12 protein-coding genes are annotated in these 13,765 nt (G+C 76.7%); 6 read left to right on the forward strand and 6 right to left on the reverse strand.

Features of this window, described 5'->3' with window-relative positions; genetic code table 11:
• Nucleotides 1-688: 688 nt before the first annotated feature.
• The gene (locus G1H19_RS09400) at nt 689-1,765 is read right to left on the reverse strand and encodes an aldose epimerase family protein (RefSeq protein ID WP_152727710.1); all 1,077 of its coding nucleotides are present in this window, start codon (nt 1,763-1,765) and stop codon (nt 689-691) included.
• A 214-nt stretch (nt 1,766-1,979) separates the two neighbouring features.
• Here G1H19_RS09400 and G1H19_RS09405 point away from each other — a divergent pair, with 214 nt between their 5' ends.
• Nucleotides 1,980-5,342, forward strand: a complete 3,363-nt coding sequence (locus G1H19_RS09405; RefSeq protein ID WP_162392218.1) for a phosphatidylglycerol lysyltransferase domain-containing protein — start codon at nt 1,980-1,982, stop codon at nt 5,340-5,342.
• A gap of 6 nt (nt 5,343-5,348) precedes the next feature.
• Here G1H19_RS09405 and G1H19_RS09410 read toward each other — a convergent pair whose 3' ends face one another.
• On the reverse strand, nt 5,349-5,516 hold the full coding sequence (locus G1H19_RS09410) for a hypothetical protein (RefSeq protein WP_162392219.1): 168 nt from the start codon (nt 5,514-5,516) through the stop codon (nt 5,349-5,351).
• Between the two features lie 326 nt (nt 5,517-5,842).
• Between G1H19_RS09410 and G1H19_RS09415 the strand changes: the two genes are divergently transcribed.
• The 5 genes from G1H19_RS09415 to G1H19_RS09435 all read left to right on the forward strand — a co-directional run bounded on the left by G1H19_RS09415 (nt 5,843) and on the right by G1H19_RS09435 (nt 11,030).
• Nucleotides 5,843-7,201, forward strand: coding sequence for a cytochrome P450 (locus G1H19_RS09415; RefSeq protein WP_152727708.1), 1,359 nt, complete (start codon nt 5,843-5,845; stop codon nt 7,199-7,201).
• A 67-nt stretch (nt 7,202-7,268) separates the two neighbouring features.
• Nucleotides 7,269-8,753, forward strand: a complete 1,485-nt coding sequence (locus tag G1H19_RS09420; protein WP_152727707.1) for a S10 family peptidase — start codon at nt 7,269-7,271, stop codon at nt 8,751-8,753.
• Between the two features lie 56 nt (nt 8,754-8,809).
• Complete coding sequence (locus G1H19_RS09425; RefSeq protein WP_152727706.1) at nt 8,810-9,562, forward strand: LamB/YcsF family protein; 753 nt, start codon at nt 8,810-8,812, stop codon at nt 9,560-9,562.
• Nucleotides 9,562-10,194: a 5-oxoprolinase subunit B family protein gene (locus G1H19_RS09430; RefSeq protein WP_152727705.1), complete on the forward strand. Its 633-nt coding sequence runs from the start codon at nt 9,562-9,564 to the stop codon at nt 10,192-10,194. The genes G1H19_RS09425 and G1H19_RS09430 overlap by 1 nt, the downstream gene beginning before the upstream one ends.
• Nucleotides 10,191-11,030: a 5-oxoprolinase subunit C family protein gene (locus G1H19_RS09435; protein WP_162392220.1), complete on the forward strand. Its 840-nt coding sequence runs from the start codon at nt 10,191-10,193 to the stop codon at nt 11,028-11,030. Before G1H19_RS09430 ends, G1H19_RS09435 begins: the two co-directional genes overlap by 4 nt.
• A gap of 34 nt (nt 11,031-11,064) precedes the next feature.
• Here G1H19_RS09435 and G1H19_RS09440 read toward each other — a convergent pair whose 3' ends face one another.
• The 4 genes from G1H19_RS09440 to G1H19_RS09455 form a co-directional block, all read right to left on the reverse strand.
• Nucleotides 11,065-11,364 carry a hypothetical protein gene (locus tag G1H19_RS09440; RefSeq protein WP_152727704.1) on the reverse strand — a complete coding sequence of 100 codons (300 nt, stop codon included), beginning with the start codon at nt 11,362-11,364 and terminating at the stop codon, nt 11,065-11,067.
• A 13-nt stretch (nt 11,365-11,377) separates the two neighbouring features.
• Nucleotides 11,378-11,698: a hypothetical protein gene (locus tag G1H19_RS09445; RefSeq protein WP_152727703.1), complete on the reverse strand. Its 321-nt coding sequence runs from the start codon at nt 11,696-11,698 to the stop codon at nt 11,378-11,380.
• 75 nt (nt 11,699-11,773) lie between these two features.
• The gene (locus G1H19_RS09450; protein WP_152727702.1) at nt 11,774-12,115 is read right to left on the reverse strand and encodes a hypothetical protein; all 342 of its coding nucleotides are present in this window, start codon (nt 12,113-12,115) and stop codon (nt 11,774-11,776) included.
• Nucleotides 12,112-13,668: a hypothetical protein gene (locus G1H19_RS09455; protein WP_152727701.1), complete on the reverse strand. Its 1,557-nt coding sequence runs from the start codon at nt 13,666-13,668 to the stop codon at nt 12,112-12,114. The genes G1H19_RS09450 and G1H19_RS09455 overlap by 4 nt, the downstream gene beginning before the upstream one ends.
• Between the last annotated feature and the right edge of the window lie 97 nt (nt 13,669-13,765).

Consider the following 13,765-nt stretch of genomic DNA (forward strand, 5'->3'; position numbering starts at 1 on the left):
GCGCGGATCGACACCGCCACCCCGAACCCGCCGCCGTCCTCCATGACCACGAACCTACGGAGGGGGTACGACAGAAATCGGCCCGATCACGCAGCTGATCAGGACTTTCAGAATTCTGTCCGCCCACGGGGGTCCTGCCATGTGACCCGACCCGACCACAGCCGAGCCAACAGAGGCCGAGCCGACCGGGCACGAGCCCAGCCCACGAGAGCGCTGAGCCCATCAGCGCCGGGCCGAGCCGCGCCGGGCCACCAGCGCCGAGCCGGGCCGACCGGGCCGGGACCGACCAGCACCAGGCCGACCCGACCTGGGCCCACCAGGGCCGAGGCGAGCAGACCGAACCAGGGCCGAGCCGAGCCGACGAGGACCCGGGGCGAGCCGAGCACGCTCGGGACCGGGTCCGCCGGCACCGGGTAGACCGGACCGCCGTCGTCCAGCTGGCACGGTCGAGCTGCTGGGCTCGCCGGGCAGTCGGAGCGGCTGACTGCCCCGCGAGCCCACCTGCGGCTGCCCATCCCGCCGACGACCACGTCATCGCCCCCGGCGGCGGCCAGCGACCGGCCACCCCCATCGCCACACCCGGACGCCGCGCACCCCGTCCTGGGTGCTCAACCCGTGCGTCGGGCGGACCTCCTGGGCACTCGACCGACGACCACGCCCGGAGCCCGGGCGGCACATCGCCCCCGGTTCACCCCACCGGGCCGAGCACCCGCATGACCGTGGTGCTGAGCCACTCCTGCCCGGGCCGCAGCACGACGTCGCCGAAGGCCGGCTGGTTGACCGCGTCCGGCAGCGCCTGGGTCTCCAGGCAGAGCGCGTCGGCCTGGCGCACGGGCAGGCCCTGGGCGGTGGAGGTGGCGGCGTCCAGGAAGTTGCCCGAGTAGAACTGCACCGCCGGCTGGTCGGTGAGCACCTGCAGCAGCCGGCCCGACGTCCCGCGCAGCTCGGCGACGAGCACCGGCTCCGCCGGCGACGGCTCGTCGAAGACCCAGCAGTGGTCGTAGCCCTGCGCCCGCAGCAGCTGCGCGTCGGCGTCCCGCAGGTGTGCCCCGATCTCCCGCTCGGCGGTGAAGTCGAACGGCGTCCCGGCCACCGGTGCCAGCTCGCCGAGCGGGATCAGACCGGCGTCCACCGGCAGGTAGCGGCCCGCGGCGATCCGCAGCCGCTGCCGCTCCACCGACCCCGACCCCACCCCGTCCACGTTCAGGTAGGCGTGGTTGGTCAGCGCGACCGGCGTGGCCGCGTCCGTCGTCGCCCGGTAGTCCAGCCGCAGCTCGGCACCACCGTCCACGTCGGTGAGCGCGTAGGTGACCTGCACCGACAGCGTGCCGGGGAACCCCATGTCGCCGTCCGGGCTGGTGAGGTGGAACCGCACCGCGGTCTCCCCCGGCACCCGCTCGGCCTCCCACACCCGCCGGTCGAACCCGTCCACCCCGCCGTGCAGCGCGTGCTCGGCCCCACCGGTCGGGACGTGGTGCTCCACGCCGTCGACGGTGAACCGGCCGCCGGCGATGCGGTTGGCGACCCGGCCCACGGTGGCCCCGAAGAAGGCGGTGCTCGCCTCGTAGGCCGGCACGTCCGCCAGCCCGACGACGAGCTCGGTGCCGTCGGCCGCCCGCCAGGACTGCAGGGTCGCGCCCCGGGTCAGCACCGCCGCCACCGCCCCGCCGGGCGTGCGCAGGGTCCAGCGGTGCACCTCCGCCCCGGACCCGGTGCGGCCGAACAGCTCGCTGCGGACGTCACTGTCGACGGTGCTCTCAGCCATGTCTGCATCGTTGCAGAGCGCTCGGGTCCCGGCCCCTCCCTGCACGGCCGGCGCGTGCAGCGACCCCACAGCCGACGCGCAGCCCCCGTGCGGCCGGCCCGGTGATCGTCACAGCCGACCGACCGCTGCCCGCACGCCGGGACACAGAACAGCAGCACACAGGACAGCAGGACAGCAGGACACAGCGCAGCAGGACACGGAGCAGGGAGTCAGCATGTCCACGGCCGAGGCCACCCGCAGCGACGTCGCGGCCGGCGAGGCAGGCACCGGCGGCCACCCTTGGCGGGGGGTGGTCGCCCTGCTGCTGGCCGCCGCGGTGGCCAGCGCCGTCTGGGGCGAGCACGCCGACCTGACCCGAGCGCTGCGCCTGCTCACCAGCGCCCACCCGGGCTGGCTGCTGGCCTTGGCCGGCGCCCTGGTGCTGTGGTCCGCGGCCTGGACCGCGGTGCACGCCACCGCCTCGGCCGCGGTCGGCCTGCCGGCCCGCGGTGAGCTGCGCGACCTGACCCGCACCTCGCTCGCCGCCGTCGCGCTGAACTCGGCGGTGAAGTCCGGCGGGATGGCCGGGCTGGCCGCCTTCCTGCGCCGCGGCCGCCGCCGCGGGCTGCCGGACGCCGACGTGAGCGCCGGTTACCTGCTCGCCGCCACCGCCGCCGACGCCGGCTTCGTGGCCGTACTGGCCGGCGGGCTCGTGGTGCTCGGCGCCGACGGCGACCTGTCCGGGGCCGACGTGCTGGCCGGGACGCTGTTCCTGCTGCTGCTCGGGGCGCGGCTGGGCGCGCTGCTGCTCGCGGCCCGCCACCCGGCCGCACTGCGCCGCGTCGCCGTCCTGCTGCGCCGGCTGCGCAGCCGGCTCACCCGCCGCCCCGCCCCGGACGACGCCTGGGCGCCGGCGGACTCGCTGGCCGCCGCGCTGCGCCCGGCGCTGTCCCGGCCGGCGCGCGTGCTGCTGCCCGCGGCCGCCGCCGCCGTGGTGGACCTGGCCGGGGTGCTGATGCTGCTGGCCGCGCTCGCCGCCGTAGGTGGTGGCGCGCAGCCGCGGCTGGCCCTGGTGGCGTACGTGTCGTCGGCGCTGTTCGCCTCGGTGGGGCCGCTGCCCGGGGGGCTGGGGGTCGTCGAGGTCGGCACGGTCGCCGTCCTGGTCGCCGGTGGCGTGCAGCTGCCCACCGCCACGGCCGCCGTCGCGCTGTTCCGGCTGGCCGAGTTCTGGCTGCCGCTCGCCGTCGGCGGACTCGCCTGGTCGCGGATCCGCGGCGGCGCCGGCCGCCCGGCGCCGTCCCCGCGCGCCGGGGTGTGGCTGCGCCGGGGCAGCGCGCTGGCCTGCCTGGTCGTCGGGGTGGGCGGGCTGGCCTCCGCCCTGGGCACGCACACCGCCCGGCCGCTGGAGCGCGGGCTGCACCCGTTCCGGCAGGCGTTCCTCGCCGTGGAGGGCGGCCACTACCTGCTGCTGGGCAGCGGCCTGGTGCTGGTGCTCATCGCCCGGGCCCTGCTGCGCGGACGGCGGGCCGCGTGGACCACCGCGGTCGCCGCGCTCGGCACCGCCACCGCCGGGGCCACGGCGCTGCACCGGCCGGTCGCCGTGCTCGTCGCCGGGGCGGCCACCCTGGCGGTCGGTACGTCGCGGCAGGCGTTCACCGCCCGCGGGGACTCCTCGCTGGCCCGCCGCGGACTCGCCGTCCTGGTCGCCGGCGAGCTGCTGGTGGCCGGCTACGCCGCGGTCGGGCTGTACCGGCTCGACGACCAGTTCCGCGGCGGCACCACCGCGGTCGGCTCGGTGACCGGCGCGCTGCGGCTGCTGCTCATGCTCCCCGTCGACGCCGAGCCGCGCACCGTGCACGCGGCCTGGCTGATCGCCTCGGTGCGGCTGGCCACCCTCGGCGTGGTGCTGGTCGGTGCAGGGCTGCTGGTGGCCGCGGTCACCGGCGGGCACCAGTCGGCCGCCGACCGGGCCGTGGTGCGCCGGCTGCTGGCCGAGCACGCGACGTCGGCGCTGGCGCACTTCCAGCTGCTGCCGGACAAGCACTGGATGGTCACCGAGGACGGACGCGCCTTCGTCGGCTACGGACTCAGCCACGGCACGGCGGTCGCGCTGGGCGGCCCGATCGGCGCCCCGGACGCGGTCGGCCCGGCCGCCGAGCAGTTCCTGGCGCTGTGCCGGCGCAACGGCTGGCGGCCGGCGTTCCACCAGGTGGGCGAGGCGGACCTGCCGTTGCTCACCGGACTCGGGCTGGTGGCGGCCAAGATCGGCGAGGAGGCGGTGGTCGACGTGACCACGTTCAGCACCGAGGGCCGCGAGCACAAGTCGCTGCGCTCCGCGCTGCGCCGGTGCGAGCGGGCCGGCTACCGCGTCCAGGAGCTCCCCCACCCCCTCACCGACGACGACGCCGCCCGGCTACGGGTCGTCTCCGACGCCTGGAGCGCCGACGGCCGGCACCGGGAGCGCACCTTCACCCTGGGCCAGTTCGACGTCGCGCAGCTGCGGGAGACACCCGTGCTGGCCGTGCTGGACGGCGACGGCGAGGTGCAGGCGTTCACCAACCTGCTCCCGGCCTACCGGTCCGAGGAGCGCACCTTCGACCTGATGCGCCGCCGCCCCGGCTCGGTCAACGGCGTCATGGAGCTGCTGTTCGTGGCGATGATCGACCGGGCGCGGGCCGAGGGCGCGCGCGGGCTGGACCTGGGGCTGGCGCCGTTCACCGGCCTGGAGGACCAGCCCGGGGCGCCGGCCACCGTCATGCGGCTGCTGTACGAGCACGGCGGGGCGCTGTTCGCCTACGCCGGGCTCCGGGCGTTCAAGCAGAAGTGGGGCCCGCGCTGGGAGGCCCGGTACGTGGTGGCCCGCAGCGCCGGCGAGCTGCCCGCCGTCGCCGTGGCGGTGGCCCGGCTGGGCGAGCTGCCCCGGGGCCGGTGGTCGCGGCTGCGCACCGTGCCGCTGCGCTGGCCGGTGACCACCGCGTTCGCCGCCGTCCAGCTGTGGCTGATGGGCAGCGGCGCCTACGACCCGCGGGTGCACCGGGAGCTGCTGGCCGCGGCCGGCTCGAACTGGGAGCTGCTGCTGCACGGCCAGCTGTGGCGGCTGCTGACCTCCCCGGTGGTGCAGGCCAGCCCCGGCTTCGTCTGGGTCAACGCCGCGCTGGGCCTGCTGGCGTTCCCACTGGCGGAGGCCCGGCTGGGCGGCCGGCGCACCGCGGCGCTGTTCCTGCTCGGTGACCTGGTGGGCAGCGTGCCGGTGCTGCTGGCCACCCGACTGCTCGCCGGGACCGGCCTGGACGCCGCCGGCCAGCACCTGCGCGAGCTGGACGGCGGCTCGTCGGCCGGCACCTGGGCGCTGCTGGCCGCCGTCGCGTGGACCCTGTCCGGCCGATGGCGCACCGCCGCGCTGAGCACGGTCGGCACGGTGCTGCTCGCCGCGCTGGTGCTCGACCACGCCCTGGCCGACGTGCAGCACCTGGTGTCCGCCGCCGGCACCGTGCTGGTGCTGGCCGGCCTGCAGCGCCGGCCGCGGCGTCCCGACGGCGAGCTGCCCGGCGCCGACCCGGTGCCCGCCCGGGACCGCACCCCGGCCGCCGCCGGCTGAGCACGCTCAGCCGACGACCAGCACCACCTCCAGGGTGCGTGGGCCGTGCACCACCCGGTCCCACTCCACGTCGGGGGTCACCGGTAGGGGGTCGCCGGGGAGCGGGCGCTCGGCGGACCAGCGGATGTGCGACTCCATCGCGCCGGCAGCGGCGTCGGCGTCCCGGGCGCGCACGGCGGCGTCGATGGCGAGGTGCGCGGCCGGGCGCCCCCCGCGCAGGTGGCCCGCGCTGCGCTGACGACCTGCGCCGGTTCGACCACCGGCCCCTCCGCGCGACGACGTCGGCCGGATGGGTGACGGGAGTCGCACGGGACGGCCCGATCTCGGTACGACGACGGTCGGACCACACCGATCGCGGCCGGCCGTGGTCGGTGGCGCCGCGTCGTCCGTACCCCGGAGCAGTCGCCGCTCCAGGGGGGTGCATCGTCAGGACGTCAGGGGTGATGATGTGACCAGGCGACACAGGAGATGACCGAACACCTGATCCGAGAGGCCGGCGCATGAGCAGCACCAGGGAGATCCACACCCCCGCGCAGCAGACGTCCGTCGTGAACCCGCGCGGTCCCCGCAGCATGCTGTTCTGGGCGCTGCGGCACGGGCTGCCGCGCCTCGTCGTCGGCCAGGGGGTCAAGCGCGGCGACGTGCAGGCCCGGCTGATCGGCGACCCCGCGGCACACCACGACCCGTTCCCGCTGCACGCCGAGGTGCGCGCGATGGGCCCGCTGGTGCGCGGCCGGCTCACGTACATGACCGCGACGCACTCGGTGGTCAAGGAGGTGCTGCGCAGCAGCTCCTTCGGGGTCAAGCGGGACGGCAGCGAGCTGCCGCAGGCGCTGGGGGCGATGCTGCGCTGGTCGGGCCAGGGCGGTCCGCCGCACCCGATCCAGCCGCCGTCGCTCTTGGCCGTCGAGGGCGCCGAGCACACCCGGTACCGCCGGCTGGTGTCCTCGGTGTTCACCGCCCGCGCCATCGGCCGGCTGCGCGGCCAGGTCCAGGCCGTCGCCGACGAGCTGCTGGACGAGCTGGCCGCCGGCCCGTCGGAGGTCGACCTGGTCGCCGCCTACGCCGCCCGGCTGCCGCTGACGGTGATCGCCGACATCCTCGGGGTGCCGGCCAGCGAGCACGCCCAGGTGCTGGACTTCGGCTCGCGGGTGGTCTCCAGCCTCGACATCGCCGTCACCTGGCCCGAGTTCCGGGAGACCCAGTTGGCGCTGGCCGAGTTCGAGGTGTGGGTCGGCAACCACCTGGACCGGCTGCGCCGCGATCCCGGGGACGACCTGCTCAGCCAGCTGGTCGTCGCCAACGAGGGCGGTCAGGGCCTGACCGAGCGCGAGCTGCGGTCGCTGGCCGGCCTGCTGCTGGCCGCGGGCTTCGAGACGACGGTGAACCTGCTCGGCTCCGGCACCCGGCTGCTGCTGCAGAACCCCGACCAGCTGGAGCGGCTGCGCGCCGACGAGACCCTGTGGCCGACCGCGGTCGACGAGTGCCTGCGCCTTGAGTCCCCGGTGCAGACCACCGACCGCACCGCCCTGCAGCACACCGAGCTGGCCGGGATGCGCGTCGGGAAGGACGCGCACGTCGTGCTGTTCCTCGGCGGTGCGAACCGCGACCCCGCGGTGTTCCCGGACCCCGACACCCTGGACGTCGGCCGGCCCAACGCCGCCGACCACCTCTCCTTCTCCGGCGGGCCGCACTTCTGCCTGGGCGCGGCGCTGGCCAAGCTGGAGGGCGAGATCGGGTTGAAGAGCCTGTTCACCCGCTTCCCCGACCTCGCCCTGGCACCCGGTGCGCACCGCCGGGAGACCCGGGTGCTGCGCGGGTACGACCGGCTGCCGGTGCGGCTGGGCACCCCCGCCTGAGCCGACGGGCCCCGCGCGGGCCCGGCCACCACCCGGTGTCCGGGCCGGCGCGTCGTAGGTTGCCTGCATGCCGGCCGACGACCGCCCCTCCCCCGCACCCACCCCGACGGAGGGCCCGGCAGCTGCCGTCCCGGAGCCGGCCGACGACCTCGTCGTCACCCACCACGAGCTGGGCAGCGGCCCCGACGCGCTGCGCTACACCGCGACGACGGGGCGGGTGGTGCTGCGCGAGGAGGTCGTGGAGGACGGCCGGTCCCGCGGTGTGCAGCCTCGCGCCCAGCTGTTCTCCACCTCCTACGTGCTCGACGGCGCCGACCCGGCGACCCGGCCGGTGACCTTCGCGTTCAACGGGGGCCCGGGCTCGTCGTCGGTGTGGCTGCACATGGGGCTGCTCGGCCCGCGGCGCGTGGTCATGGGCGACGCCGGCGACCTCGCCCCGCCCCCGTACGCGCTGGCCGACAACCTGCAGACCCTGCTGCGGGTCTCCGACCTGGTGTTCATCGACCCGGTCAGCACCGGCTACTCGCGCACCCACGAGGGCCACACCGCCGACGACTTCCACGGCTTCACCCGCGACGTGGAGAGCGTCGGGGAGTTCATCCGGCTGTGGACCTCGCGCAACGGCCGCTGGCTGTCCCCGAAGTTCCTGGCCGGGGAGTCCTACGGCACCACCCGCGCCGCAGCGCTGGCCGGTCACCTGGCCACCGGCTGCGGCATGTACGTCAACGGCCTGGTGCTGATCTCCTCGGTGCTGGACATCGGCTCGGTCGACTTCGAGCCGGGCAGCGACCTGGGGTACGCCCTCTACCTGCCCACCTACACCGCCGCCGCGCACTTCCACGGCCGGGTGGACGGCGAGCTGCGCGCCCGGGTCGCCGAGGCCGAGGAGTTCGCCGCCCGCGAGCTGCCGTGGGCACTGGGCCGGGGCAGCCGGCTGACCGGGGAGGAGCGCAGCGCCGTCGTCGCGCGGTACGCCGAGCTGACCGGGCTGAGCCCGGGCTACGTCGACCGGGCCGACCTGCGGGTGGACCTGTTCGCGTTCACCGCCGAGCTGCTGCGCGAGGAGCGGACGCTGATCGGCCGGCTGGACATGCGGTTCACCGGCTGGCTCGCCGACCCCAACGACGCCCGGATGACCGGCCACGACCCGTCGTCCGCGGCGATCATGGGCCCGTACTCGGCCACGCTGAACGCCTACCTGCGCGGCGAGCTGGGCTACGCCAGCGACCTGACCTACAACGTGCTGACCCCGAAGGTGCACCCCTGGTCGTACAAGGAGTTCGAGGGCCGCTCCGTGGAGGCCACCGGCGCCCTGACGACGGCGATGCAGGCCAACCCGCACATGCGGGTGCACATCGCCTGCGGCTGGTACGACGGCGCGACACCGCACTTCGCCGCCGAGCACGTCATGGCGCACCTGCGGGTGCCGCCGGCGGCGCTGGACCGGGTGGAGTGGGCGTACTACGAGGCCGGGCACATGATGTACGTGCACGAGCCCAGCCGGCTGCAGCAGTCCGCCGACCTCGCCGACTTCGTCACCCGCGCCTGCTGACCCGACGGCCCGACGGACGGCCGGTCATCGAGCTGTTCGCCTGAGAGGCTGACCACATGGACCTCAACTCCGATCTCGGCGAGGGCTTCGGCCAGTGGACCCTGGGTGAGGACGACGACCTGCTCGGCGTGGTCACCAGTGCCAACGTGGCCTGCGGCTTCCACGCCGGCGACCCCTCGATCATGCGGCGGGTGTGCGAGCGGGCGGTGGCGCAGGGCGTGGCGATCGGCGCCCAGGTCGGCTACCGCGACCTGCCCGGCTTCGGCCGGCGGTTCATCGACATGGAGCCCGCGGCGCTGACCGACGACGTCGTCTACCAGATCGGTGCGCTGGCGGCCTTCGCCCGGGCGGCCGGCGACCGGGTGCGCTACGTCAAGCCGCACGGGGCGCTCTACAACGCGATCGTGCACCACGAGGAGCAGGCCGCCGCGGTGGTGCAGGCGGTGCTGGACGTCGACCGCACCCTGCCGGTGCTCGGGCTGCCCGGGTCCGCGTGGCTGGAGCTGGCCGTCGACGCCGGGCTCACCGTGGTGCACGAGGCCTTCGCCGACCGCGCCTACACCGCCACCGGCACGCTGGTGTCCCGGCGACTGCCCGGTGCGGTGCTGCACGACGCCGACGAGATCGCCCGCCGCTGCGTGGCCATGGCCGCCGGCGACCCGGTGCCGGACGCCGACGGGGGCGCGCTGATCCTCACCCCGGACTCGATCTGCGTGCACGGGGACACCCCGGGGGCGGTGGACATCGCCCGCCGGGTGCGGGCCGCGCTCACCGACGCCGGGGTGCAGCTGGCGTCCTTCGCCCGCTGATGCCCGGCGGCGGGATACGCGTCCTGCCCAGCGGGAGCACGGCGCTGCTGGTGGAGCTGGCCGACCTGGAGGAGGTGCTGGGCCTCTACGCCGCCCTGGTCGAGGAACCGCTGCCCGGGGTGGTCGACGTGGTGCCGGCCGCCCGCACGGTGCTGCTCACCGTCGACCCGGCGGCCACCACGCTGGAGGCGGTGCAGGCCGCGGTGCGCCGCACCACGCCCCGGACCGGCCGGCGCGGCACCGGCGAGCTGCTGGAGGTGCCGGTGCACTACGACGGCGCGGACCTCGCCGACGTCGGCGAGCTGCTCGGCTGCGACCCCGACGAGGTGGTGCGCCGGCACACCGCCGAGGAGTGGACCGTGGCGTTCTGCGGCTTCTCCCCCGGCTTCGGCTACCTGACCGGTGCCGGAGCGTGGGACGTGCCCCGGCGGGCCACCCCGCGCACCCGGGTGCCGGCCGGGTCGGTGGCGCTCGCCGGGGAGTTCAGCGGCGTCTACCCACGCGCCTCCCCCGGCGGCTGGCAGCTGCTGGGGCACACCGGGCTCGCCGTGTTCGACCTGTCCCGGGACCCGGCCGCGCTGCTGCGGCCGGGCACCCGGGTGCGCTTCGTCGACGTCGGGAGCGGCCGGTGACCGCGCTGACCGTGCTCGCCACCGGTCCGCTGAGCACCGTGCAGGACGCCGGGCGTCCCGGGCAGGCCGCCTGGGGCATCGGCCGGTCCGGGGCGTGCGACCGCGCCGCGCACCGGCTGGCCAACCGGCTGGTCGGCAACGACGAGGACGCCGCCACGGTGGAGGTGACGTTCGGCGGCCTGGCCGTCCGTGCCGACGCCGACGTGCTGGTGACCACCACCGGCGCCCGGTGCGCCGGCTCCTCGTGCCACGACGCGCCGGTGACCCTGCCCGCCGGCGCGGAACTGCGGCTCGGGCCACCGGCCACCGGGCTGCGCACCTACCTGGCGGTGCGCGGCGGCATCGCGGTGCCGCCCGTGCTCGGCTCCCGCTCCACCGACCTGCTCGCCGGGCTCGGGCCGGCCGTGCTCTCCCCCGGCGTCGTGCTGCCGGTCGGCGACCCGACCCGGCCGGAACCCGGCGTCGACCTGGCGCCGGTGCCGGACCCGGCCGGCGGCACCGTGACGGTGCGGGTGCTGCCCGGGCCGCGCCGGGACTGGTTCCCCGACGCGGCGTGGGCGGCGCTGACCGCGACGGCGTGGGTGGTGTCCAGCGACAGCAACCGGGTCGGGGTGCGGCTGGAGGGCGCCCCGCTGGAGCGCTCCAGCACCCGCGAGCTGCCCAGCGAGGGCATGGTGCGCGGCGCGCTCCAGGTGCCGCCGTCCGGGCAGCCGGTGCTGTTCCTCGCCGACCACCCGGTCACCGGCGGCTACCCGGTGATCGGCTACGTCACCGACGGCGACGTGGACCGATGCGCCCAGCTGCGCCCCGGGCAGCTCCTGCGGCTGCGCGGCTGACCGCGGGGAGGGCCGACCTCCCCGCGGCGCGCGGTCAGCCCGCGATCGTGCGGGTCATCTGGTCGTTGTAGTCCGAGGCCGTGGTGCCCACCCGCTGCACCGCGCTGGACTGCGAGGCCATGTTGTCCACGTGCTGCTGGGTCTTGGCGTGGTACTCCGCGCTGCGCTGGTCCAGCGAGCCGCCGACGGTGCTGGACAGCGCCTCGGCCGCCGTCGCGGACAGCTTGCTGCGCACGCCGTTCCAGATGGAGTCCCACTGCTCGCGGTGGGCGGTGGTGACCGAGGAGATCGCGGCGATCTGCTCGGTGTCGAACTTCAGGACGCCGTAGCTCATCAGGGGTTCTCCTTCACATCGCCGACGCGACGGCGGCGGACGACGCGGAGCGGGCGATGCTCGTGGCGGCGTCCGAGCCCTCGGCGGCCTGGGACTGGATGCTGGACAGGTCGTGCTGGAGCTGGGTGAGCACCTCGGACAGTGCGCGGCCGGCGCCGCCGATGCCGTCGAAGGTCTCCGCGGTCACCTGACCGGCCGGGGCCTGCATGGCCGCCTGGGACAGGCCGGCCTGGGAGAGGATCTGCTTGGTCAGGTCCTCCATCTCGGTGATGGCGCCCGCGACGACCTGCTGCGCCGCGTGCACCTCCTCGAAACTGATCTTCAGGTCACTCACTGGTCACTCCTGTCCGGTGTCCTGCAGGGCGGGGAGGTCCCGTCCTGCGCGTCGAGCGGTGTGCCGCGGCGCGGCTCACATCCCCTGGCTGACGGCTCCCGCCTGGGCCTTCCGGGGGGCCAGGCTCGTGGTCGCCGCCTCGTTGTCGTCGCCCAGGTCGGCGGTGGCCGCGGCCCGGTCCCCCTGCGTCTGCAGGTTCGCCGTGGTGACCTGCGCGGCCGCGGCATGCGCGCTGCGGGCGCTCTCCAGGGCGCCGGCCAGGCCACCGGCCTGGGACACCCCACCGAAGGCGCCGCCGGGGACGGTCGCGCCGGAGAGGGTGGCCGTGGCCGCGGCCTCCTGGTCGGAGGCCTGGACGGCGGTGCGCCCGCCCTGACGCACGCCCTCGCTGTCGTAGGAGAAGGTCGGCACGGTCATCGGCTCCCGTCGAGCACGGCCGGGGACGCCGGCGGCGTGCCCCACAGGTCGTCCTCGACCAGCCAGTCGGGCCGGTCGCGCCGGGCGGCCTCCCGGTCGGCGGCGCCGCCGGCCTGGGTCGGCGGCAGCCAGCTGCGGGTCTGCTGCCCGCCCGGCTCGCCGGCGCGAACCCCGGCCCGGGCGGTGGCCGGCTCGCTCCCGGCGCCCCGGCCGGCCGGGGCGCCGGCCGGCAGCGACGCGGCGGCGGGGGCGCCACCGCGGGCGGCTGCCGCCCGGGAGGACGCGGTGGAGAACAGGGCCTCGTCGCTGGTGGACCGGCTCGTGCGCCGGGCGGTGCCGGCGCCGGCGCCGGCGGCGGTCTGCACCGGCGGGGCGTAGGGGTGGCCGGTGCGCAGGGCGTCCTCGCGGGCCAGCATCCGGCTCGCGGTGGCGCTGCGCACGGCCATCGTGTCCCGGGCCGTGGCGTACGCCCGGCCCTGGGCGGGGCTGCTCGCGGCCAGGGACGGCGGCAGGAACCCGCCGTAGCCGGCGGCCAGCCCACCGGTGCCGGCACCGCCGGCGAACATGCGGCTCCAGCCGGCACCGCCGACGCCGGTGGCGCCGTCGCCGAGCAGGCCACCGGTGAGCGAGGCGCCACCGACGCCCTCCAGCCGCGTCGCGTACTGGGTGGCCTCGCCGAACGGGCGGCCGGTGACCGGGTCCACCCAGCGCGAGGTGGCCGGGTCGAACTCCCGCCCGGTGGAGGGGTCGACGTAGAAGCCGCTGGTCGGGTCCCGGAACCAGCCGGCGAAGTCACCGCCGTCGGCCCCGACCGTGATGCTGCCGGGCGCACCGGGCTGGATCGGCACCGGCGCCAGGGCCGGGGCGGGCTGGGCGCCGCCGCCGTCCCCGGTGCCGACCGTGCCGGTCGGGCGGGGCCCGTCACCGACCACCCCGACCGCCGGGGCGCCGCCGGTGGGTCCGGGGCCGGCGGGGGCCGGGAGCCCGTCGACCGCGCCCCGGTAGCCGCTGTCCGCGCCCCCGGCGTACGGCGCGGCGGGGGCCGACGCCGGCGAGCCGGCGCCCGGGGTGCCGGGAGCCGGCGGCGGGGTGGGTGCCGCCAGGCCGTCGTAGGCGGTCGACCACTGGTCCACCGCGGTGCTCATCCGGCTGGCGCCGTTCTCCCGGGCGCGCAGGTAGGCCTGCTCCTGCGCAGCGGTGACGTCGGGAGCGGACAGCTGCTGCGCCGCCTGGTCGGCGATGGCCCGGGCCGCCTCCGCGGACGTCTGCGACTGCAGCCCGACCTGCACGACGTGGTCGATCCGCCCGGCGAGGTCCTCGGCGCCCTCCGCGACCGCGACGAACCAGGCGGCGCGCACCTCGGCCTGCTCCTGCGCGGCGACCCCGGAGGTGCCGGCGTCCTGGTTGACCGTGGAGCCCTGCGAGCGCAGCTGCTCGGCCTGCAGCCGGGCGGCGGCGGCGAGGTTGCGCCACGACGTGGAGCTGACCGCCTGCTGCTGCGGTGCGGGGCTCATCAGCCGCGCGTAGGCGTCCTCGAAGGCGTACTGGGGCACGGGTGCGGTCCTCCGGGTGCGGCGGGCGTGCACCGAGCTTGCCCGACCCCGGCCGCCCGGGGCGCCTGCGCGCGTGGACTTCACCCGATCGGGGCAG

The sequence above is a fragment of the Goekera deserti genome (assembly GCF_010685995.1).
Taxonomy (GTDB): Bacteria; Actinomycetota; Actinomycetes; order Mycobacteriales; family Geodermatophilaceae; genus Goekera; species Goekera deserti.

Excerpts from the sequence above, each read along its gene's own strand:
- G1H19_RS09400 (WP_152727710.1), bottom strand. The coding sequence starts at position 1,765 with ATGGCTGAGAGCACCGTCGACAGTGACGTCCGCAGCGAGCTGTTCGGC.
- G1H19_RS09425 (WP_152727706.1), top strand. The coding sequence starts at position 8,810 with ATGGACCTCAACTCCGATCTCGGCGAGGGCTTCGGCCAGTGGACCCTG.
- G1H19_RS09420 (WP_152727707.1), top strand. The coding sequence starts at position 7,269 with ATGCCGGCCGACGACCGCCCCTCCCCCGCACCCACCCCGACGGAGGGC.
- G1H19_RS09430 (WP_152727705.1), top strand. The coding sequence starts at position 9,562 with ATGCCCGGCGGCGGGATACGCGTCCTGCCCAGCGGGAGCACGGCGCTG.
- G1H19_RS09440 (WP_152727704.1), bottom strand. The coding sequence starts at position 11,364 with ATGAGCTACGGCGTCCTGAAGTTCGACACCGAGCAGATCGCCGCGATC.
- G1H19_RS09450 (WP_152727702.1), bottom strand. The coding sequence starts at position 12,115 with ATGACCGTGCCGACCTTCTCCTACGACAGCGAGGGCGTGCGTCAGGGC.
- G1H19_RS09405 (WP_162392218.1), top strand. The coding sequence starts at position 1,980 with ATGTCCACGGCCGAGGCCACCCGCAGCGACGTCGCGGCCGGCGAGGCA.
- G1H19_RS09415 (WP_152727708.1), top strand. The coding sequence starts at position 5,843 with ATGAGCAGCACCAGGGAGATCCACACCCCCGCGCAGCAGACGTCCGTC.